Genomic DNA, 21077 nt, shown 5'->3' with positions numbered 1-21077 from the left:
CCTGACTGATCCACACGCCGAGCGGTTTCGCGCTCGGTCGTGGATGTGTTCGCTCGGAATAAAGGTGTACCTATGACGAATCAATACGGTTGGCATTGGCCGACGCTGCCGAGCCCTTTGCCAAAGAACGTGTCTGATCGGGTATTGATGGGCTACCCGCAGGCTTACGTCGAATATGAACTGACCCGGCAAATCGCCGACGCCACCGGACAGCTGATGAGTGCGCCCATCGAACAACTGCTACGGGTGGTCGAGTCGGTTGCCGAACCCCTGGTGAGGCGTATCGCCGCCGGTGAAGTGCTGGGCTACAAGGGCGACCCGCGCATCGACGTGTTCAGCCCCGCCATGTGCGACGTTCCTGCCGCCCAGGTCGAGATCGGCCTGGAGCCGCAGCGCGTCGATGCGGTCATGACCGCCTACGCCGGGCTGGGCCTGGACCGCAGTTGGATCGAGAAAGAAACCCCCAACCATCGGGTCGACCTGGCGAGCTTTCGCATCGGTCGCTACCCGGTCACCAACAGCGAATATCGCGCCTTCCTGTTGGATACCGGTTATCCGTTCCTGCCGACCGGCTGGGCCTTTGGCCGCTTTCCCCAGCACCAGGCCAACCACCCGGTCTACAGCGTCAGCGACGTGGATGCCGACGCCTACGCCCAATGGCTGAGCCGACGCACCGGGCGGGCGTTCGCGCTGCCCAGCGAAGCACAGTGGGAATACGCCGCGGCAGGGCCGCAGCGCTCTCAGTTTCCCTGGGGCGAAACCTTCAATGTCGAGTACGCCAACACCATCGAGTTGGGGTTGCTCACGTCGACACCCGTCGGGGTGTTCCTCGAGGGCGCCTCGATGTTTGGCGCGCTGGACATGGCCGGCAACGTGGAAGAGTACGTTGCCGACGATTATCGGGCCTATCCGGGCGGGCCTGAGATCAACGATGACCTGGTGCTGGATGTTGGTAGGCACCGGGTAGCCCGTGGCGGCAGTTTCACCCGCTTCAGGGATCTTGCGCGCAATCAGCGCCGACATGGACGTTATCCAAGACCCATCTATGTCATGGGATTCCGTTTGGTAGAAAACCACTCTGGCCAGAACGCGACACTTCCATAGAGGCTATGCCATGGACACTCCAGTAACGCTTCATACGCAAGTTCCCATCTCCATTCTTGGCGGTGAGGTCAACGCCCACTTCTACGGGTTCAAGGGCTTTGACAAGAACAATGAACACTTTGCCGTCAGAGCCGGTGAGCCCGATGCCGATGTGCCCCTGGTGCGCGTGCATTCCGAATGCATCACCGGTGATGTATTCGGTTCCCAGCGCTGCGATTGCGGCCCGCAGCTGCAGGAAGCCCTGAAGGCGCTCGATGCCGAAGGCGGCTACCTGATCTACCTGCGCCAGGAAGGTCGCGGTATCGGCCTGTATTCGAAGTTCGAAACCTACCTGCTGCAAGACGCCGGCATGGACACCTACGAGGCCAACGTGAAGCTCAATCACCCGGAAGACTCGCGCAGTTTCGCCCCGGCGGTCGCCATGCTGAGGGCCCTGGATGTGCATCGCTGCCGGCTCCTGACCAACAACCCGGACAAGGTCAAGCAGTTGCGCGATGGCGGGATCGACGTGGTCAGCTCAGTGCCGACCGGGGTGTTCCTGACCAAGCACAACCACAACTACCTGCGATCAAAAGTCAGCAAGTCGAGCCACACCATCAAGCTTTGATTTCATTCTCCAGGAAAAGGACTTTTCGATGAGACACATAGGCCCTATCAGCGGCGTCGCCGCCCATGCTGGTGAGTTCATCGCCACCGCCGGCTACGACAACCAAGTCATTCTGTGGAACGCCCAGACCGGGCATTCGATCCACCGTGTCAGCCATGACCACCTGGCCAACCAGTGCGCGTTCAGTGCCGATGGCAAGTACCTGGTGAGCGCCAGCAGCGACTACACCGCCCGCGTCTGGGAAGTGCCGAGCATGCGCCTCAAGGCCGTGCTGTCGGGGCATGACGACGACGTGGAAATGGCGGTGTTCTCGCCGGACGGTGCGTCGATCGCGACCTGCTCGCGCGATCATCAACTGCGCCTCTTCGACCTCGACGGCAACCTCAAGGGCACCTGTCGGGGGCATCAGGCCGATGTGATTTCCGTGGTCTGGTCGCCGGATGGCAAGCGCCTGATTTCCAGCAGCGACGACGGCACGGTGCGCCAGTGGGACACCAGCACCTTCGAGCAATGCGATGAAGTCGACATCGGCGGCGTCGAGACCGATACCGTCGCCATTACCCGTGCCGGCGTGGTGTTTGCCGGTGACGATGAAGGGCGCATCTCGATCATCCATGGGGGCGAGATCCGCTCCATTCCTGCCCACGACGCCGGGATCAAGCGCATTGTCTGGAACGACGAAAAACAGCTGCTGGTGACCTTGAGTTATGACCGCCTGGCGATCCTCTGGCGCTTCGATGGCACCCAGCTGGAGCGCCTGCGCAGCACCAATTTGCCGAGCATCGTCTGGCCGCGCAGCTGTGCGTTCGTCGGCAGTGACGCCTTGGTGTTCGCCACCTTCGGCTCGCGCTACGCCACCTGGGATTATGAACACGATCAGTGGACCGTGGACGGCATTCAGCCTGCGGTGAGCATCAACGCCGTGGTGACCACCGAGGGCGGGCAATACAGCATCGGTGACGCGGGCCTGCTGTTTCGCGATAACCAGCCCGTGAGCGGCGTCGGCAGCCTGTGCAACTTCCTGCTGCCGTTCGGTTCGCTGCTGCTGACCGGTGGGCAGATGGGCCAGGTGTTCGATGCCCTCAGCGGGCGCCTGTTGTATCAGCATCGCTCGCCGCTCAATTGCGGCACCACGTTCCAGCGCAATGGCCAGCTTCATGCACTGATCGGAACCTACACCGGCGAAGGCCTGGTGTTTGTCATCGCCGGCGATAACAGCCTGGAACTGGTGGCGTCGATCCCGATGCACGACAACGCGATCAAAGGCGTGGCCGCCAACGAGCATCACTTGTTCAGCGTGTGCGCCTCGGCCGCCGCCGCCCTGCACAATATCAGCGACTTCAGTTGCGCGCGGCATATCGAAAATGCCCACACGCGCATCTCCAACGGTTGCTGCCGGGTCGACGGCGGTTTCGCCAGCATTGGTCGCGACCTGAAACTGCGCCTGTGGCTGGAGTCCGGTGACGAGGTCTATGACACGCCGCACCGCAATTCCATCAAGTGCATTTGTGCCTCGGCCGACGGGGAAGTGATTGCCACCGCGAACTACAGCGGCACCATCGCGCTGTTCGACTTGCCCAGCCGCTCTTGGCAGCAAGTGCAGCGTCCCACCGCCAGTGGCATCTCCTGCATCACCCACAGCGTGGCCAGTGATGACTTCCTGGCCAGTTCCTACGATGGCCAGATCTACGGGATTGCCACCCGTCGCGCCTCTTGACCCAAGGACCGCCTGATATGAGCAAGCAAGCGCAATTCATGGACGTATCGACGTACCGCCGGGCGCTCGACACCTCATTTGTCCACCGCTACAGCCATGGTGAAGATGAGTGGTCCTGGGACATCGGCATGGCCAAGGCCGCCCGGGTTTTCCTCGAGGCACTGGGGCCGACGCCGGACCAGCACATCCTCGACGTGGGCGTCGGCCGTGCACGGGATGCCTCGGAGTTCATCCTGGCAGGGCACCGGGTGACCGGCCTGGACATCGTCGAGAATTCCAGCTGGCCGCTGCTGCGCAAACGCTGGGGCGAGCGTCTCAGCCTGGTGTGCAGCGCCCTGCAGGATTGGCAGCCACCGGCGGGGGAGGCGTTTGACGGTGTACTCGACAATGGCTGCTTCCATCACCAGCATCCGGATGAATGGGACCGTTACCTGGCCAATATCCGCCAGTACGCGCGCCCTGGCGCGCTGATCGGGCTCAACGTCTTCGGCGTCGACGCGAGCAATCCGGAGCCGGGCTGGCGCGAGATGGATAACCAGCGTCAAGGTTATTTCTTCACCGAACAGGGCGTGCGCGACACCCTGGAAGCGTTTGGTTTCACCTGGCAGGACCTGGTGGTGATCGAGCGCCAGCATGGCGAGGCGGTGTACCTGTTGGCGCTGGTTCGCACATGAGCCTGGCGCTGGCGCGCGACATGCACTTCATGCGGCTCGCCCTGAAACTGGCTGACCGCGGCGCCTTTACCACGGCGCCGAACCCGCGGGTCGGTTGCGTGATCGCCAAGGGCGACCTGCTGCTTGGCCAGGGCTGGCACGAGTGGGCGGGGCAGGCACACGCCGAAGTCAATGCCCTGCGCGAGGCGGGCGTCGATGCGCGGGGCGCCACCGCCTATGTCACCCTGGAGCCGTGCGGCGGTCATGGGCGCACGCCGCCCTGTGCCGACGCGTTGATCAGGGCCGGCGTGGCGCGAGTGGTGATCGCCAGTGTCGACCGCTCCCAGCATGAGCATCATGGCATTGAGCGGCTTGAGGCGGCGGGGGTGCTGGTCGAACACTTGCCGTGTCCGGAGGCGCGCGAGTTGAACCAAGGGTTTTTCTCGCGTACCGAGCGCAAGCGGCCGTGGCTGAGGGTCAAGCTGGCCATGAGCCTGGACGGACGCACGGCCCTGGGTAACGGGCAATCCAAATGGATCACTTCGCCCGAGGCCCGGGACGATGTACAAGTGTGGCGCGCCCGGGCCTGTGCGGTGCTCACCGGCAGTGGCACGCTGCTGGCGGACAACCCGCGCCTGACGGTGCGCCTGCCCGACCCGCACACGGCGTTTTCCGCGCCGCTGCGGGTGGTGCTCGACCAGCACCTCAAGGGCGATGCCAATGCCCATGTGCTGGATGGCGCGGCACCGACCCTGGTGTTTCATGGGCCCGGCGTCCAGCCGTTGCACCCGCCACCTGCGGGTGTGCGTTTCCGGCAGGTCGGGGTGGACGGCGAAGGGCTTGACCTGCGAGAGGTCATGACGGTCCTGGCTGAGGAGGGGTGCAACGAGGTCCAGGTCGAGGCCGGCCCGGTATTGTGTGGCGCCTTTGCGGCGGCAGGCCTGGTGGATGAATGGCTGGTCTACATCGCCCCGCTGTTCCTGGGCAGTGATGCACGGCCGTTGCTGGCGCTGGATGGCTTGACCGATCTGGGCCAGGCACAACCCTTGTCGATCATCGAGCAGTGTCTGGTGGGGGCGGACATCCGGGTGCGATTGCGCCCGGTCGCCGCCCCGGCGTGATTATTTGCGGCAGGTCAAACCGATCTGCAGGCTGTTGCGCTCGAACAGCTGCCAGTACCCCGCACCCATGGAGGTGCGGCTGTGTTCACTGATCAGCGGGGCGACCCAGGTGAGCTGGTTGAAACCGGCTACCCGTGCGGCTTCTTCGTACACGCCTTGCTCCCAGCGATAGTAGGTAAAGGGTGCGGGGGGCGATGACATGAACTGCGCGTTGCAGCGGAACCCGCCGGCGACCGGGGTTTCATCGAACACCTCAATCCCATAGCGAGTGAAATTGCCTTTTCGCAGTTCGAACGACGGGTTGGCGGTGTAGGCCACCAATTGACCGCCGGGCTTCAGGTTGTCGGCCGCCGACTGAAACATCTTGCTCAGTTCGTCGACACTGCTGGCATAGTTGAACAGCCAGGCCGCCGTCACCATGTCGTAGGCGCCGATACGGCCCATCTTCGCCACGTCCCGTACTTCGTAGGCGATACCGTCGTTGGCTTGCCGTGCCTGGTAGATCATGTTTTCGGAAATATCCACGCCATGCACCTTGGCCGCCCCCCAGTCCTTCAACTGGCGACTGAAGAAGCCATGCCCACAGGCCAGGTCCAGGATATGCAGGCCCTCGACATTGCCGACCATGCTACGGAAGGTGTCGACCTCGACCTTGCGTTGAGAGGCCCTGGCGGTGAAATCCTCGAACTGTTCACTGATGCGTTCGTACACTTCTTTGGATTCTTTCATCTGCATGCCACTCCTTCGAATATGCGGGCTGGGTGATGAGCAAGCCTTGGTAATTTTTTTATGCAAGATGTTGCTTGCGATATTAGGCGCAACGCCTCGATTTAACAAACGGCTTAGTGGGCGGTGCTGCTCGATCGGGTCAGTCTGCTGATGGGAGAGCGTGGGGTTGATTATGCGCTTAGGGAATGTCCGGCATTGTTTTGATCATTATTTTTAATGATTAGCATAGATCCACAAAGCATTTCACAAGCCTGTCGATGGGCCTTATGGTCCTCCTCCACAGGTCAGCGTCGCTGCCATCCACGGAGGAATATCGTGATGTCCCACTTACCCCGGCAACTCAGGCTCGGTGCCATCCTCACCGGCGTCGGCACCGCGCAGAACGAATGGCTGCACCCGCAAATCCCCGGCGACGCCAGTGTGGACATCAATTGGTACCGCACCCAGGCGCAACAGGCGGAAGCAGCGAAGTTTGATCTGGTGTTCATCGTCGACAGCCCCTACATCACCCCGGATTCGGCGCCGCATTTTCTCAACCGCCTGGAGCCGCTGACCCTGCTCTCGGCCGTGGCCGGTGCCACTTCGAAGATCGGCCTGGTGGCCACCCTGACCACGTCCTATACCGAACCCTTCAACGTCGCCCGCCAGTTTGCCTCCCTGGACCTGATCAGCGGCGGCCGCGCCGGCTGGAACGTGGTCACCACCGGCCTCGAAGGCGCGGCCGGCAACTTCGGCCGTGAGCAGCATATCGACCACACCGAGCGCTATCGCCGCGCCGCCGAGCACCTGGAGGTGGTGCAAGGGCTATGGGATTCCTACGAAGACGACGCCTTCGTGCGCGACAAGGCCAGCGGCGTGTTCCTCGACCCGCAACGCCAGCATCGCCTGGACCACCATGGCGAGTTCTTCTCGGTGACCGGGCCGTTGAATATCGCACGCTCAGCCCAAGGCCAGCCGGTGATTTTCCAGGCGGGTATTTCCGAATCCGGACGCAGCCTGGCGGCCAACTATGCCGAGGGCATTTTTGCCGGCGTGGGCAATTTCGAGGACGCCCAGGCCTGCTACCGCGACATCAAACAACGCACCGCCGCCGCCGGACGCAACCCCGATCACGTGACCATCCTGCCGGGCATTTCGCCGATCATTGCCGACACCGACGAACAGGCCCAGGCCATCGACCGCGAACGCAATGGCGAGCTGGATTTGAACAAGGCCCTGGTGCAGTTGGGGCGACCGTTCAACTACCACGACTTCAGCCAGTACCCGCTGGACGAGCCCTTCCCGGACCTGGGCGACCTGGGCAGCAACGGCTATCGCGGGCATGCCGAAAACATCAAGCAAGTCGCCCGCGACCAGCGCCTGACCCTGCGCGAGGCGGCGTTGCGTTTTGCCAAGCCGTTTTCCAGCTTTGTCGGCTCGCCCAAGACCGTGGCCGACGAGATCGAACGCTGGTTTGTGGAAGGTGCGGTGGATGGGTTCAATATCCACGTGGGTGCGCCGGATGACTTTGCGCGGTTTACGAACGAGGTGCTGCCGTTGTTGCGTGAGCGTGGATTGTTTCGCAGTGAGTACAGCCACAGCACGTTGCGTGGGCATCTGGGCTTGCCGGTGCCGGTGAATCGGCATACGGCGGCAAGGAGCGAGGCGGCCTGAGAGTCACCACCATTTCCAGCGGCCCTGTTGTTTCAGGGTCGCGATAACGCTGTTGCGTTTATGCCTGATTTCCAACATCTCTCGGCGCATTTGTCGTTGGCGTTTGCTGTTCAGGCAGAGAAGTCCGATCAGCGGGCTTAGTAAGGCAAGGGTAAATAGGAGGTGATCGGGGCTGTAAAGGATTGTCGGTAATACGAGCAGTAAGTAGATGATGAACACCCCAACCTGAAGCCACACCCATCGTGGGTAACCGTGAAGGACCAAGCTCTGCGCGACGCCGAATACCGCACACGCAATCCCGCCTGCGATGAAGAACGCATTACTGGTCAGTTCATCGGATGCGTGGGCGAAGTAGGTGAGATTCATCAGGGTGCCGGTGGTGGCAATCGAAAGGCACAAGGCTATAAGGCCGCCAAACAACGCCAGTCTGTGACGCGCCCAAAGAGGGCGAGGATCTATAAGGTAAAGGGGCTCCTGGCGGTTTTTCATTCGCTGAACTCTTCGTAGATACCGATGGCCAGCGTCTTGGTGTTTCCGGACATACCGCTGCTGACGAGGCCCAGTGCTGCTGCAATAGCATCATTGCGATGGGTCGCGATGATGGGTTTTATCTTTGTTGCTGGAATGCGTTTTGGTGCGTTACGTGCGGCTTGCTTGAGCTTGAGGAGCTTGGGTGTCAGGCGCGGGTCTTGGACTCCGCTACCCATTCCGACTCCCGAGGCTCATGCTCCAACATCCGCTTGAACTCCACCGGCCCCACATACCTCGGCGCTTCCCGCAGCACCACCTTGATCGGCCGCACACTGCAAATCGCCTGGAACTCACGCAGTACCACCACGTTGAAATCCCCATCGATATACACCACCCCCGCGCCGATCAACGTCGGGTCGGCGTCTATGGCGAAAAACAACCGCCGCAGGTCGAGGCTGCTTTCAATGCGTTGGCGTGTAGTGCGGTGGGTTGATGGGAAGCCATCCTTGAACAGGGCGACGGTCATTCCTGAACTCCTTTTTTGGGAGTTGAGAGAGTAAAGACGCCGCGACTGGGATGAGTGTCGGAAGCTTCGCCATTTGCAGTCGGGCACTTCCTGACGCGACGTTGACGTCTTGTAGGCCCGCTCCCGATTGAGGAAAAGGGCTGATGGCGCCAAGGATGGTGGGCCGGTGAAGTTTGGCTGGAATATCCGGCAGAACGTCAAGGTGTGATGCGCTGAGAGGGCATAGGTATCCACACAACCTTTCAAACCCTGACACATCTCCCTGTGGTGAGCGGGTCTGTTGTGGTGAGCGGGCTTGCCCCGCGCTGGGCTGCGGAGCAGCCCCAGTCAAGAGGAACGCGGTGTATCAGACACTCTGGAGAGGCTGGTTTTGGGGCTGCTTCGCAGCCCAGCGTGGGACAAGCCCGCTCACCACAAGAATGCGGTCGCCTGAAATTGTTTATGCAAGACTCAAGATTTTAGAGTGAAAATTTAACCCTTTAAAATCAATAGGTTATTTTGAGCTTGATAAAGGCCCATCACTCATTCGCCAAACCCGACAATCGCCTTGGTTTCCAGATACTCCTCAAACCCCTGCACCCCATACTCCCGCCCATTCCCCGAGCGCTTGTAGCCCCCAAACGGCGCCATCGGATTCCACGCCGGATGGTTCAGGTGCACCTGGCCGGCGCGTATACGCGAAGCCACCGCCCGCGCAAGATCAAGGTCCTGCCCCTGAACGTGGGCGCCCAGCCCATAGACCGTATCGTTGGCGATGGCGACGGCTTCATCCACCGTCTCATAGGCAATGATGCACAGCACCGGCCCGAATATTTCCTCCTGGGCAATGCGCATGGCGTTGTCCACGTCGGAGAAAACCGTCGGCCGTGTATAGAAGCCCTTGTCAAAACCCGCCGCCCGTCCCGGCCCACCGCACACCAGTTTGGCGCCCTCGTCGAGGCCGGCCTGGATCATGGTCTGGACGCGATGGAACTGGGCTTCGTTGGCAATCGGACCCAACTGCGTCTGTTCCGATTGCGGGTCGCCGACGATCAGTGCATTCGCGGTAGCCGCCGCCAGGGCTTCGACTTCGGCCAGGCGGCTTCTTGGCACGATCATGCGGGTCGGCGCGCTGCACGACTGGCCGACGTTGCGAAACGCCGACATCACCCCCAGCGGCACAGCCTTGGCGAAGTCGGCGTCGGGCAGCAGCACATTCGGCGACTTGCCCCCCAGTTCCTGGGTGACCCGCTTGACCGTCGGCGCGGCCGCCTGGGCGACCAACGCGCCTGCGCGGTTGGAGCCGGTGATGGAAATCATGTCGATATCCCCATGGGCGGCCATGGCCGCGCCGACTTCGGCACCGCTGCCGTTCACCAGGTTGAATACCCCAGGCGGCAGGCCGGCGTCATGCACCAGTTGCGCAAACAGTAGGGCGCTCAATGGCGACAGTTCGCTGGGTTTCAACACCACGGTGCAGCCGGCGGCGATGGCCGGGGCGACTTTTGCGGTGATTTGATACAGCGGCCAGTTCCACGGCGTGATCAGGCCGCACACGCCGATAGGCTCGCGCTCGATTGCGGTGCCGCCTTCCACGGTCTGGAAGCGATAGCTGGACAGCAGGTCACGGGCGACCCGCACGTGTTCGGCCGCCAGCGGCACTTGCATGCCCCGCGCAAAACCGATGGCCGCGCCCATTTCCAGGGACAGCGCCTGTGCCAGCTGCTCTTTGCGTTCAAGGATCAGTGCGTGGATTTTCCCCAGCACCTGGGCTCTCGCAGCCGCCGGGGTTGCAGACCAACCTGCGAACGCCCCGCGTGCCGCCGCAACGGCCCGATCGACATCCTCGGCAGACCCGCGTGCCACCTCGGCAACCACGGCTTCAGTGGCCGGGTTGACCACCGGCAGCGTCGCCGGGATCGCGGGGGACGTCCAACGCCCGTTGATGTAAAACTGGTGAGCCGTTTGCGCATCAACGCTGTAGCTGTTTGAAGATTGAGTTGTCATCCAACTGGCTCCCTGGAGCGGTAATAGGCGCTGCAAACAGCACGGCCCGGTGTCCGGATAAGCTAGCAAAAGGCTCCCGCGCAAAGATGCCGTTATTCAATGCTGCAAGGGATAATCTGCTGAATCCGGCAGGCGGGTGAGGCTCATATGAGTTTTCCTGTGGTGGGGGCGTTTGCCGGCACCGTCGAAGGTTGGGTAAAGCGCCGGATATCGAACGGGCTGATCAAGGTGCTGGTACTGCCGGTGCTGATCAGTTCGGCCATCACATCCCCCACGCCCGGGCCGAGCTGGAAGCCGTGGCCGCAGAAGCCGAAGGCATAAAACAGCCCGTCCACGCTGCCGCTGGGGCCCATCACCGGCAGGGAGTCGGGTGTATAGCTTTCGATGCCGCTCCACACGCGGATGATGTTCAGTTTCTCGGCGCCCGGTAACAGCCGTTTCATCTGGTGCATCTGGTTGAGCAGGCTCTCGGGCTTGAAAAACGCGCGGCGGTTGAGCATGTCCGGCGTGCAGCGGGCGCCGCCACCGACGATGATGTTGCCGCGCGGGATCTGGCGGAAGTAGATCACCTCTTCCTTGAGCTTGGTGAACACACCGATCACGGTTTTCAGCGCATAGGGCACCGGTTCCGTCACCGACATCTGCGGGCCGTTGGGCTCCAGCGGCACCGGCTCGCCGAAGCGCTCGGACAGGCGCGCGGCCCAGGCGCCGGCGGTAATCAACAATTGCTCGGCAACAAACAACTGACCGTCGGTGGTGGTGACGTGGAACAGGCCGTTGACCTTTTCCACGTCGGCGACTTCGGTTTTTTCCTCGATGCGTGCACCGAGGCGCCGTGCGGCGCGGGCAAACGCCGGCGCGGCCAGGCGTGGGTTGGCGTGGCCGTCGTGGGGCGCGTAGGAGCCGCCTTTCACCTCGGGGCCGAGGAAACCGAAACGCTGGTGCAACTCGGCGCCGCGATAGATTTTCAGGTCCAGTTGCGCGGCTTCCGGCGCGGCGGCGTAGGCCTCCAGTTCGGCGATTTCATCTTCGCGATAGCACACGCGCATGTGGCCGCTGGGGATGAATTCCAGGTCGTCGTCGATCAGCTCCGGCAGGCGCTTCCACAGTGCCCACGAACGATTGGCCAGCTCCAGTTGCCCCAGGTAGCGGCCCTGGCGGCGCACATTGCCGAAGTTCACACCGCTGGCGTACTGACCGATCTGGTCGCGTTCCAGCAGCGTGACCGAGCAGCCGCGGCGGCGCAGGAAAAACGCCGACGAGGCGCCCATGATGCCGCCACCGATGATCAGCACAGCGCTTTTTTGCGGGTTCATGCAGGCTGCTCCTGTGTAGCACGGGCCACCGCTTCGATTTCGATCAGGTAGCCATGGTGCAACACCGACACGGGCACCACGGCGCGGGCCGGTTTATGTTCACCCAGGTAGCACGCGTAGATCCGGTCGAAGGCGGGCCAGTGTTCGATGCCGACCACGTAGACCGTCACTTTGAGCAGGTCACCGAGGCTCAGGCCCGCTTCACCGAGGATCGCCACCAGGTTATCCAGGGCAAGCGAGGCTTGCACCGCGAACGGTTGCCCGGCGCTGTGCTCGCCATTGGCGCGTACCGGCAGTTGCCCCGACACATACAGCACGCCGCCGTGTGCCACCGCCTGGGAATAGTGCCCGCCCGGCGGTGCCGCGTGGGGGCTATGAATCGAGTGGATGCGATTACCAGCCATGCAGGCGACTCCAGGTGTGCACGCTGCCATCGGCCTCCACCGCGTGATAATCCGGGAACTGCGCGCCGGTGGCACAGGCATGGTTGGGCAGGATGCGCAGCCGACTGCCGATGGGAAAGCGCGTGACAAGCGCGTCACTGTGGGCAGCGCCCAGGCTGACGATGCCGTGTTCCTGGTTGGCAGCGGTGACCCGCGCGCCGTCGATCCAGTCGCCCGCTTCGCTGCACACTTGGCCGTAACCGAAGTCCTGGTGCTGGCGCTGGGTGCCACGGTCACGACTCATGGCCATCCAACCGGCGTCGGTGATAATCCAGCCTTTGTCCGGCTGATGGCCGATCACGGTGGTCAGTACGCTCAACGCCAACTCATCGGCCTGGCACACGCCGATGTTGCGCATGACCAGATCGAAGAACACATACACCCCCGCGCGCACTTCGGTGACGCCGTCCAGGTTCAGCGCCGAGAGGGCCGTGGGGGTGGAGCCGATACTGACCTCGGGGCACGCCAGCCCGGCTGCGCGGAGAGTGTCTGCGGCGTGTACGCAAAGTGCGCGTTCCTGTTCGGCCAGCGCTTGCAGGGGTTCAAGGCTGTCCAGCTCGTAACTCGAGCCGGCGTGGGTCATCACGCCACGCAGGTGCAGGCCGCCCTCGCTGAGGGTGCGGGCGACGTCGATCAGTACCGGGTCCTGCGCGGCCAGGCCGGAGCGATGGCCGTCGCAATCGATTTCGATCCACACGTCGAAGCGTGCGTCATGCTGCTGTGCGAAAGCGACGATGGCCTCGGCGCCCGGGACGCTGTCGGTGAGCAGGCTGAGGTTGCAGCCTTTGCGCCACAGGGCCAGGGCCTGGGGCAGTTTGCCCGGGGCGATGGCCACGGCGTAGAACACATCGCGGATGCCGGCGGCGAAACAATGCTCGGCTTCCTTGAGGGTGGACACTGTGACACCGCTGGCCCCGGCGGCGATCTGGGCGTGGATCACCGGCAGGCACTTGCTGGTCTTGATATGCGGGCGCAAACGCACGCCCAGGCTGTTCATGCGCTCTTGCATGCGCTGGATATTGCGCTGCATCTGCGGGATGTCGACGAGCGCGGCGGGCGTGTCGAGGGAAGCAATCGGCGTGGACATGGCGGACCTCGTGTGGCGGGGGACAGGCTGCACTCTACTCAGCTGTTGTTAACCTGTGGTTCAATCGGTACTCATCAATCATTAAGTAAAATTGAATGATTTCCATCGAAGACCTGCGCCTTGCCGTGACCCTGGCCCGCTCGGAGTCGCTGAGCGCCGCCGCCCGCACCCTGAATGTGTCGCCGCCGGCGTTGTCCATGCGCCTGCGCAAGTTGGAGACGCTGCTCGGGCTGAGCCTGGCCAATCGCGATGCGCGGCGCCTCAGCCTGACGGCGGATGGCGAGCGTTTTTCGCGGGAGAGCGCGCTGTTGCTGGAACAGCTTGAGGCGCTGCCGGAGTCGTTCCGGCACAAGGATGAAACCCTGGTGGGCACCTTGAGGGTGGCGGCGCCGTTTGGCTATGGCCGCCAGCGCATCGCACCGCTGTTGGCGCGGTTTGCCAAACTGCACCCGCAGCTGTGTTTGCATCTGGATTTGCGCGAGACGCCCTGGCCCGATCGCCATGACAGCGATGCGGTGGTTCATATCGGCCATCTCAATGACAGCCTGTGGACCGCGCGGCCACTGACACCAAACGAGCGCTGGTTGTGCGCCAGCCCGGCCTACCTGCACGCCCACGGCGTGCCGTCTGCGCCGGACGAGCTGGCGTCCCATCGCTGCATCTGCATTCGGGAAAATGATGAGGACGTGACCCTGTGGCACCTGCGCAAAGGCCAGGGCCGCAAGACCCTGCGCGTGGAACCTGCGTTGTTGAGCAACGATGGCAGCGTTGCCCGGCGTTGGGCCGAGCAAGGCTTGGGGCTGGTGCTGCGTTCGCAGTGGGACGTGAGTGACGCCGTGGCCAGCGGCAGCCTGGTACGTGTGTTGGCGGACTGGAGCTTTGACAGCGCACCGGTGCTGCTGCTGGTGCCGTCGCGCAAACTGCGCAGCCCGCGCGTACAGACGTTGGTGACGTTTCTGGAAGAGGCGTTGAAGGCCTGAGTCACTTCACCGCGTAGACCTTGCGCACGTACACCGTGCTGGTCCAGGCGCAGGGCGCGCCCTTGGCCACGAACACGGTGTCGCCGGTATGCACCGTGACTTCGCCACCTTCGTTGCCCTGCAGGGTGACGCGGCCTTCGAGCAGGTGCATCAGTTCGTGCAGTTTGTGCGGGCGGCCGTGGCGGGCGTAGGGCGTCGAGTCCCAGATGCCGACGCGCAGCTCGGTCACGGCATCGTCGAACAGGTTGAGGGCGCGGCACTGCGGGGTAGGGCCGATCAGTATCTGGGGTTCCGGCGCGGCGGAGGAGTTGAGCAGGGTGTGCGGCGCGAGCAGGGTCAGGCCGGGGCACACCGGGGCATCGGCCTGCTCGACCGCGCAGAACGCCCATTCGCTGCCTGCACTGGCCTGCACCGTGAGGCGTGTGCCGAAGCCGATGACGGCGCTGGCGCCGACGTCCAATTCCAAGGTCTGTTCCGCGTCACTGAGCACGACATGGCCTGCATGTACCACCAGCGTTTCGCTGTGGGGGAACTCTTCGATCACCGCTTCGCCGCTGAAGGACACCACGCCGGCTGACACGCCATCGTCGCCCATCCAGGCGAGTTGGCGGCTGTCGCCGAACGGGTCCAGCGCGCTCAAGGCGGCTTTGTTGAAAGACGTGGCAACGCGGCTGCCGTCGGCGCGTGCCAACAGCAGGATACGGGGAGATGACATGGGGAGTGCTCCGGGAGAAAAGTCAGCCGATCGCCTGGGTGATCAGGGCAAAGGGGTGGACGCCTTGGCTGGCCTGGGGTGGCGTACCCAGGGCCATTTGCGCGACGGTGTCGATGTTCTTCAGGCCGGCCTGTTCGAGCCAGTCGCTGAGGCCGCAGGCAACGGGAATGTCGATGCGCACAAAGGTGTCCGGCACCTGGGCCAGCAAGGTGGCGATCAGGTACTTGGCCTGCTCGATATTTTCCGCCACCACCGGGCCGATGCAACGCCCACGCCCAAACGGCCGCAGCAGGGCGAAGCCGCGTAGCCGGCCGTCGCGTTCGATACCCACGGCGTGCTCCACCTGCAGGTCACGCAGCACTTCACGGCGGTCCATACCGCTGGCGGCCTTGGCCAGCGCGAGCAGGCTGGCGTGATCATCGGCGTTAAGCGCCCGGCAGGTTTCGCCGTCGGCCAGCGTCGGCAGCGCGGGCACCACCGCCTGGCCCTGATGCTGCTGCACCCGGCCGAACTCGACGAACCCCTGGCTGGCATACAACGGCGCGCCGGCGAGGGTGGCGTTGAGGACCGGCGTGCGCGTATCGCAAGCGGCAATGGCCTTCTCCATCAAGCGCCGGCCGATGCCCTGGCCCTGGTAGTCATTGCTGACGATCACCAGGCCGATGGTGGCGTAGTCGCCCTGGGGGCAGGTGAACGCGCTGCCGATCAGCCGCTCGCCATCCATTGCCACGAAGCCGTCGCTGACCCGTTGCAACATTGCCCAGTCTTCCAGGCGGTGAGGCCATTTGAGTTGCACCGACAAATCGTGGGCGGCCGGCAGATCGGCTGCGGTCATTGGGCGGTAGAGATAAGTGGGGTGTGGCAGGGCGGACATGGCGAGCCTCCGTGGAGCGTTGTTTTGGCGGTGTCAGGTTGCTTGTATCCCACCTGGGTTGGAGGCTGGCAAGGGGGCCGGGAATATTCGGTAGATTCCTCGCGGTGTGCAGGGCGAGACCACAGTTACTACTTAATTGGGGTTGGGGGGCAGCAGCAAATGCCATGGGGTTGGCGTTGGAGCCAACTGGAGTAGGAAGGGTGTACACGGTACAAATGTGGGAGGGGGCTTGCTCCCGATGAGGCCGTGTCAGTGGATACATCTGTAGCTGACCCACTGCCATCGGGGCATAAGTATCTACACATTTTTTTCAGCGGTCTGTGGCGAGGGCACTTGCTTCCGTGGCGGCCTTCGGGCCGACCGCTTTTTTTTGGGGTGAGTACATATCCGTTCCTGCGGTAACGGCTGCCTATGGTTCCGCTCTTACAGCGGGTCACTTTTGGAAAGACCCAAAAGTAAGCAAAAGGTCTTCGCCCCAACACTCGGCACCTCGCCTAGGCTCGGCATGCCCTCACTCCGGCTTTGGAGCGTGGGCCGCCGCGATGGGCCATCCCTGGCCCAGCGCGGCTAACCCGGCGTCCTGCCGGGTTACCCACGCTCCAAAGCCTGCGTTCGGCCAGCGTGTTTGACGGGGCGATGCCAAATCAAAAACAAAAGCGAGGCGGCCTTAAAGCCGACCTGATTATTGAAGCGTGCGCGGTGTGGCTTCTACTTCCTTAATCGCTGACGAAGTCAGCAATCTTTTGATCTGGCTCTGGCTCTGGCTTTTGATCTTGATCTCAGGCGCCCCGTTAACCACGCTGGCCGAACGCAGGCTTGAATCCGTGGGTAACCCGGCAGGACGCCGGGTTAGCCGTCCTGGGCCAGGGATGGCCCATGACGGCGGCCCACGGATTCAAGCCGGAGTGAGGGCATACCGAGCCTAGGCGAGGTACCGAGTGGTGGGGCGAGGACCTTTTGCTTACTTTTGGGTCCTTCCAAAAGTGAGCCGCTGTAAGAGCGGAACCCTAGGTGGCCGTGACCGCAGCAACGGATATGTACTCAGTCAAACCCAACGACATGGTCGGCCCGAAGGCCGCCACGGAACCCAGCTCCCTCCCACCGTTCAACCCGCCACACTTTCTGCCGCCCCCACCCCCGTGCTTAAGCCTCTGCACCCCGAAAAGCCCCCTAAAAGCGCACAAACACTGGCCCTGCCCAAGCCTGGCGCGCACCGCAAAGTCTGCTGAGCCCGGCCACCAAAACGGTGGTTTGTATTGAGCGCAGGTCTTTTTAGACGGCATATGCTGATTTCACAGTGGTGTAATGAACCTGTGCTGCAACGAGGCCGACGCGCCGCCAGGGCAGCGAACGCTTGTCACACTCAACGAACTCCAGGACCGCACTCAATGAGCTTTCTTCGTCCCAAATTCATTACGTTCGACTGCTACGGTACGCTGACCAACTTCCATATGGGCACCATGACCCGCGAGCTGTTCGCCGATCGCATCACGCCCGAGCAGATGGACCAGTTCGTCAAGGATTTCTCGGCCTACCGCCTCGACCAGGTCATGGGCGACTGGCGCCCGTACGATGAAATCCTCAAGACCGCCCTGGCTCGTACCTGCAAGCGCTGGGGTATCGACTCTCGCGAGGAAGGCCAGCTGTATTACGACGCCGTGCCGACCTGGGGCCCCCATGCGGACGTGCCGGCCGGGCTGTCGAAAATTGCCGACAAGATTCCCCTGGTGATCTTCTCCAATGCCAGCGACAGCCAGATCATGTCCAACGTCGACAAGCTCGGCGCGCCGTTCCACAAGGTGTTCACCGCCGAGCAGGCCCAGGCCTACAAGCCGCGCCTGGCCGCGTTTGAATTCATGCTCGACAACCTCGGGTGCGGCCCGGAAGACATCTTGCATGTGTCGTCCAGCTTCCGTTACGACCTGATGCCGGCCCATGACATGAAGATCAAAAACAAAGCCTTCGTTGCCCGTGGCCACGAAGTGCCGGGTAACGCGTTCTACGGTTACCAGCAGATCACCGATATCGGTGGGCTGCCGGCGCTGGTCGGTCTGTAATCGCACACCTCTGAGGGCAAGACATGGGCAGTGAATCCTATTGGCTCGACACCGCACCGGCGTTTACCGGTGCCCGGCAGGGTGATTTGCCCAGCCAGGTCGATGTGGCTGTGGTCGGCGGTGGGTTCACCGGCCTGGCGGCAGCGCGGGCGTTGGCGCTCAAGGGCGCCAGTGTGGTGGTGCTCGACGCCGGGCGGGTGATCGGCGAGGCCTCGGGGCGCAACGGTGGGCAGTGCAATACCGGGGTGGCCCAGGATTACGCCGGGCTGCACGCCAGCCTCGGTGCCGTCAAGGCACGCGCCTATTACCAGGCCTATGAAAGTGCCGTGCAGACGGTGGTGTCGCTGGTCGAGCAGGAAGGGATCCCCTGCGACCTGGTGCGCAACGGCAAGCTCAAGCTGGCGGCCAAGCCGATGCACTACGAAGGCCTGGCGCGTACCTGCGAGCTGATCCGCCAGGAGGTGGATGCCGAGGTCGAGCTGCTCAGTGCCGAACAGACCCGTGCTGAGGTCAATTCGGCGCAGTTTCATGGCGGCCTGCTGCAGCGCAACGGCGTGCAGATGCACGTCGGCCGCTTCGGCGTCGGCCTGGCCGAAGCGGCGGCGCGGCGCGGCGCGATGATCTACGAGCACACCCAGGTCAAGGATTGGCAGGCCCAGGCCGGCGGCTACCAGGTCAACACCGCCAAGGGTTCACTGCACGCCGGGCAAGTGCTGCTGGCCACCGGTGCCTGCCAGCATGGCGACCTCGGCTGGTACCGCCGGCGCATTGTGCCGGTGGGCAGTTTTGTCATCGCCACCGAAGTCTTGCCCCAGGCGCTGATCGACCAGTTGCTGCCCCGGCACCGGGCCTATGTGACCAGCCGCATGATCGGCAACTACTTTCGCCTGACCCCGGACAACCGCCTGCTGTTTGGCGGGCGTGCGCGGTTTGCCATGTCCGACAGCGTCTCCGACGCCAAGAGCGGCAAGGTCCTGCAAGCGGCGATGCTGAACATGTTCCCGCAGTTGGCGCACGTGAAGATCGACTACTGCTGGGGTGGCCTGGTGGACATGACGTCCGACCGCCTGCCCCGCGCCGGCCAGCATGGCGGCGTGTTCCACTCCATGGGCTACAGCGGCCATGGCGTGCAGATGTCGGTGCACATGGGCCAGGTAATGGCCGAGGTCATGGCCGGCAATACCGCGGCCAACCCCTGGCGCGAACTGGAATGGCCGGCGATTCCCGGGCATTTCGGCAAGCCGTGGTTCCTGCCGTTCGTGGGGGCTTACTACCGCTTCCAGGACTATTTGCACTGAGTTGCCGTTGTTGCGTCACCGTCGTTTGTGTTTCCAGGACGCTCCGGACATCCGTGAGCACTCGATTCTTCCGATTATCGACAGGTAGCCTTGCTATGACTGACAACAAAAACACCCCCGAACTCATCTCCGGCCAGGACAGCCTGCGGGTGTTCGAACGTCTCAACCGTGGCATGTCGCGCCGCAACGCCCTGCAGATGCTGGGCGTGGCTGGGGTGGCCGCCGCCGGTGCCGGCAGCCTGTTCGGCGCCGCCGGCAAGCTGTTCGCCGACGAGGCCGCCGTGGCCGGCAAAGGCAAGCCAGGCGGCAAGATCCGCGTGGCCGGCATGTCCAGCTCCACCGCCGACACCCTCGACCCGGCCAAGGGCGCGCTGTCCACCGACTATGTGCGCCACTACATGTTCTACAACGGCCTGACCCGCTTCGATAAGCACCTGGTGCCGCAACTGGAACTGGCCGAGCGCATCGACAACACCGACGCCACCGTCTGGACCATTACCCTGCGCAAGGACGTGACCTTCCATAACGGCAAGGCCCTGACCGCCGCCGACGTGGTGTTCTCCCTCAACCGCCACAAAGACCCGCTGACCGGTTCCAAGGTCATGCCGCTGATGGAGCAGTTCGCCGAGATCAAGGCCAGCGGGCCGAACGAAGTGCAGATCCGCCTCAGCGCGGCCAACGCCGAGTTACCGTCGATCCTAGCGGTGTCACACCTGTTGATCGTCCCCGAGGGCACCAGCGACTTCAGTAAAGGCATCGGCACCGGACCGTTCACCGTGGGCGAGTTCAAGCCCGGCGTGCGTTCGATTGCGGTGCGCAACAAGAACTACTGGAAACCGGGCCTGCCGTACCTCGACGAGATCGAGTTCATCGCGATTGCCGACGAGCCATCGCGGGTCAATGCACTGCTGTCGGGCGATGTGCACATGATCAACGAGGTCAACCCGCGCTCCACCACGCGCATCAAGGCCAGCGCCAAGCATCGCGTCGTCGACGCGCCGTCGGGCAACTACACTGACCTGATCATTCGCCAGGACCAACTGCCCGGCAAAAGCCCGGAATTCACCCAGGCCATGAAGCTGCTGCTCGACCGTGAACAGGTCAAGTCCGCGGTGTTCCGTGGCTTTGCGGTGGTGGGCAACGACCACCCGATTGCGCCGGGTTCGCGCTACTTCAACACCGACTTGCCGCAGACGGTCTACGACCCGGAAAAAGCCAGGTTCCTGCTGAAGAAAGCCGGCATGGAAAGCATCACCATGCCCGTGATGGCCTCGCCTGCCGCCACCGGCTCGGTGGATATCGCCGTGCTGTTGCAGCAATCGGCCAAACAGGCCGGGCTCAAGCTCGACGTGAACCGCCTGCCGAGCGACGGCTACTGGTCCAACCACTGGATGAAGCATCCGCTGAGCTTCGGCAACATCAACCCCCGGCCAAATGCCGACGTGATGTTCTCGCAGTTCTTCCAGTCCAAGGCGCCGTGGAACGAGTCCGGCTGGCAGAACGATCAGTTCGACCAGTTGCTGATGCTGGCCCGTGGCGAAACCGACGACGCCAAGCGCGCCAAGATGTATGGCGACATGCAGGTCCTGGTGCACGACCACTGCGGCATCGGCGTGCCGGTGTTCATCAGCAATATCGACGGCGTCGACCAGCGCATCAAAGGCTACGACAGCAACCCACTGGGCGGTTTCATGGGCTACATGTTTGCCGAGCAGGTGTGGTTGGACGCTTGAGGAGGGT

18 protein-coding genes and 1 pseudogene are annotated in these 21077 nt (G+C 63.1%); 10 read left to right on the top strand and 9 right to left on the bottom strand.

All coding sequences use genetic code 11. The annotated features are described in order from the left end of the window. Window positions 1-72: 72 nt before the first annotated feature. Genes B9N88_RS25755 through ribD form a run of 5 tightly spaced genes read left to right on the top strand, consistent with a single transcriptional unit; the run spans window position 73 to window position 5202 of the window. Entirely contained in the window at window positions 73-1104 is a 1032-nt protein-coding gene (locus B9N88_RS25755; protein WP_027607437.1) for a formylglycine-generating enzyme family protein, read from the top strand. Window positions 1105-1114: 10 nt separating this feature from the next. Next, a complete protein-coding gene (gene ribA, locus B9N88_RS25750; RefSeq protein ID WP_027607438.1) occupies window positions 1115-1711 on the top strand; it encodes a GTP cyclohydrolase II RibA in 597 nt (198 codons plus the stop codon). A gap of 28 nt (window positions 1712-1739) precedes the next feature. Further along, the gene (locus B9N88_RS25745; protein ID WP_027607439.1) at window positions 1740-3428 is read left to right on the top strand and encodes a WD40 repeat domain-containing protein; all 1689 of its coding nucleotides are present in this window, start codon (window positions 1740-1742) and stop codon (window positions 3426-3428) included. Between the two features lie 17 nt (window positions 3429-3445). Next, window positions 3446-4102 (top strand): SAM-dependent methyltransferase, encoded by a 657-nt coding sequence (locus B9N88_RS25740; protein WP_027607440.1) that lies wholly within the window; start codon window positions 3446-3448, stop codon window positions 4100-4102. Continuing rightward, entirely contained in the window at window positions 4099-5202 is a 1104-nt protein-coding gene (gene ribD, locus B9N88_RS25735; protein ID WP_027607441.1) for a bifunctional diaminohydroxyphosphoribosylaminopyrimidine deaminase/5-amino-6-(5-phosphoribosylamino)uracil reductase RibD, read from the top strand. Before B9N88_RS25740 ends, ribD begins: the two co-directional genes overlap by 4 nt. Here the strand turns inward: ribD and B9N88_RS25730 are convergent, their stop codons facing one another. After that, window positions 5203-5931 (bottom strand): class I SAM-dependent methyltransferase, encoded by a 729-nt coding sequence (locus tag B9N88_RS25730; protein WP_027607442.1) that lies wholly within the window; start codon window positions 5929-5931, stop codon window positions 5203-5205. Between the two features lie 318 nt (window positions 5932-6249). Between B9N88_RS25730 and B9N88_RS25725 the strand changes: the two genes are divergently transcribed. Then, on the top strand, window positions 6250-7584 hold the full coding sequence (locus tag B9N88_RS25725; RefSeq protein WP_027607443.1) for an LLM class flavin-dependent oxidoreductase: 1335 nt from the start codon (window positions 6250-6252) through the stop codon (window positions 7582-7584). Between the two features lie 3 nt (window positions 7585-7587). On the opposite strand, the gene B9N88_RS25720 is transcribed toward B9N88_RS25725, so the two are convergent. The 6 genes and pseudogenes from B9N88_RS25720 to B9N88_RS25695 form a co-directional block, all read right to left on the bottom strand. Continuing rightward, on the bottom strand, window positions 7588-8073 hold the full coding sequence (locus B9N88_RS25720; protein WP_051429394.1) for a hypothetical protein: 486 nt from the start codon (window positions 8071-8073) through the stop codon (window positions 7588-7590). Next, a pseudogene (locus B9N88_RS25715) lies at window positions 8070-8581 on the bottom strand (hypothetical protein). Before B9N88_RS25715 ends, B9N88_RS25720 begins: the two are co-directional and overlap by 4 nt. 522 nt (window positions 8582-9103) lie before the next feature. Beyond that, window positions 9104-10567: an aldehyde dehydrogenase family protein gene (locus B9N88_RS25710; protein ID WP_027607447.1), complete on the bottom strand. Its 1464-nt coding sequence runs from the start codon at window positions 10565-10567 to the stop codon at window positions 9104-9106. A 143-nt stretch (window positions 10568-10710) separates the two neighbouring features. Then, the gene (locus B9N88_RS25705) at window positions 10711-11883 is read right to left on the bottom strand and encodes an NAD(P)/FAD-dependent oxidoreductase (protein WP_027607448.1); all 1173 of its coding nucleotides are present in this window, start codon (window positions 11881-11883) and stop codon (window positions 10711-10713) included. Further along, the gene (locus tag B9N88_RS25700; RefSeq protein WP_027607449.1) at window positions 11880-12287 is read right to left on the bottom strand and encodes a RidA family protein; all 408 of its coding nucleotides are present in this window, start codon (window positions 12285-12287) and stop codon (window positions 11880-11882) included. Before B9N88_RS25700 ends, B9N88_RS25705 begins: the two co-directional genes overlap by 4 nt. Next, window positions 12277-13413 carry a DSD1 family PLP-dependent enzyme gene (locus B9N88_RS25695; protein ID WP_027607450.1) on the bottom strand — a complete coding sequence of 379 codons (1137 nt, stop codon included), beginning with the start codon at window positions 13411-13413 and terminating at the stop codon, window positions 12277-12279. The genes B9N88_RS25700 and B9N88_RS25695 overlap by 11 nt, the downstream gene beginning before the upstream one ends. 95 nt (window positions 13414-13508) lie before the next feature. Here B9N88_RS25695 and B9N88_RS25690 point away from each other — a divergent pair, with 95 nt between their 5' ends. Beyond that, entirely contained in the window at window positions 13509-14393 is an 885-nt protein-coding gene (locus B9N88_RS25690) for a LysR family transcriptional regulator (RefSeq protein ID WP_027607451.1), read from the top strand. A gap of 1 nt (window position 14394) precedes the next feature. Here the strand turns inward: B9N88_RS25690 and B9N88_RS25685 are convergent, their stop codons facing one another. Further along, window positions 14395-15108 carry a cupin domain-containing protein gene (locus B9N88_RS25685; protein WP_027607452.1) on the bottom strand — a complete coding sequence of 238 codons (714 nt, stop codon included), beginning with the start codon at window positions 15106-15108 and terminating at the stop codon, window positions 14395-14397. Window positions 15109-15130: 22 nt separating this feature from the next. After that, window positions 15131-15982 (bottom strand): GNAT family N-acetyltransferase, encoded by an 852-nt coding sequence (locus tag B9N88_RS25680; protein ID WP_027607453.1) that lies wholly within the window; start codon window positions 15980-15982, stop codon window positions 15131-15133. Between the two features lie 1388 nt (window positions 15983-17370). On the opposite strand from B9N88_RS25680, the gene B9N88_RS25660 reads away from it, so the two are divergent. The 3 genes from B9N88_RS25660 (at window position 17371) to B9N88_RS25650 (ending at window position 21070) form a co-directional block, all read left to right on the top strand. Further along, on the top strand, window positions 17371-18039 hold the full coding sequence (locus tag B9N88_RS25660) for a haloacid dehalogenase type II (RefSeq protein ID WP_027607455.1): 669 nt from the start codon (window positions 17371-17373) through the stop codon (window positions 18037-18039). A 23-nt stretch (window positions 18040-18062) separates the two neighbouring features. Next, window positions 18063-19337: an NAD(P)/FAD-dependent oxidoreductase gene (locus B9N88_RS25655; RefSeq protein ID WP_027607456.1), complete on the top strand. Its 1275-nt coding sequence runs from the start codon at window positions 18063-18065 to the stop codon at window positions 19335-19337. A 95-nt stretch (window positions 19338-19432) separates the two neighbouring features. Further along, window positions 19433-21070, top strand: coding sequence for an ABC transporter substrate-binding protein (locus B9N88_RS25650; RefSeq protein WP_027607457.1), 1638 nt, complete (start codon window positions 19433-19435; stop codon window positions 21068-21070). The last annotated feature ends 7 nt before the right edge of the window (window positions 21071-21077 follow it).

The organism is Pseudomonas sp. LAMO17WK12:I1, assembly GCF_900177315.1.
GTDB lineage: Bacteria > Pseudomonadota > Gammaproteobacteria > Pseudomonadales > Pseudomonadaceae > Aquipseudomonas > Aquipseudomonas marginalis.
The sequence above is the reverse complement of the archived record's forward strand: the minus strand, read 5'-3'. Positions and strand labels throughout refer to the sequence as shown.